Below are 1,034 nucleotides of genomic sequence, written 5' to 3' on the forward strand. Positions count from 1 at the left end.
GTCTCTCAACACCTGAGATATATTGTTTACCTAATTCTTGTAAATTCATTGCTCCTACACGGTCATCATTCGTTCTGAATCCGCAATTCACACACTTATATTCATGTAAAGAGTGATTACGGTTTTCTTTTCTAATCTGACCACATCGAGGACAACGTTGACTAGTATAATTTGCAGACACAATTAGCACTTGGCTTTGATTTCTTTGAGCCTTGTAAGTTAATTTAGTCTGCAAATCGTAAAATGACCATGAGTGTAATTCTCTAGTCTGGTCTTTATTGGAATTAGATTTTTCAAAAGTAACATTAGTTAAGTCTTCTAATACAAACAAAGTGTTTTGACCATATCGTTCAACAAGTGTCTTAGATAAGCAGTGATTAATATCTGCCATCCAACGGTTCTCTTGATGCGCTAGTCGTTTTAACTTTCTTTTTGCTGACTTAGTTCCTTTAGCTTGTAATTTACTTCGTAAATAAGCATACTTTTTACGCCTATAGGCAATATTCTTACCGCTAACAAAGTTGGTCTTACCTTTTTCATCATAAGCAGTTGTGAGAAAACGTAATCCTCTATCAATGCCAACTACATGTTGATTATCTTCTTTTTGCCATTCACTAATTGCTTTAGTATATGACATGTGTAAAAACCAATGACCTTTAAGACAGACTAATTTAGCAGTACCTAATTTAATATCCTTATCTTCTAAGGAAAATGGTAAGTAATTAGCATTAAAAGGGACTTTAATACGTTTACCAAGAACGTTAATTGAAATTTTAGTTCCCTTTTGAACAAAGGAATAGTTATAAGAACGTACATAATCAGCTTGCGGTCTAGAAAACTTAATCGGTTTTCGTAACCATTCCAAATCACGAGGGATATACTTCCAAACGTTTTTGCCAGTTTTAGCGTCAATTTCATCGGTTTTATACTTAAATGGTCGTTGTTTTAATTGTGTTTGAACAGTTTTATATCTAGCATTTACCGTTCTAAACACAGATTGAACCATTAAAGAATTAAGATTACTTTTTGCCCGT

General features: G+C 33.3%; 1 protein-coding gene. It reads right to left on the bottom strand.

The genetic code is table 11. From position 1 onward, the window contains the following. Nucleotides 1–1,006: RNA-guided endonuclease TnpB family protein (locus JCM10991_RS11765; protein WP_225349979.1), on the bottom strand; the 1,006-nt coding region annotated here is incomplete at its 3' end. Nucleotides 1,007–1,034: the final 28 nt, after the last annotated feature.

Source organism: Ligilactobacillus equi DSM 15833 = JCM 10991, from assembly GCF_000615765.1.
Classification (GTDB): Bacteria; Bacillota; Bacilli; order Lactobacillales; family Lactobacillaceae; genus Ligilactobacillus; species Ligilactobacillus equi.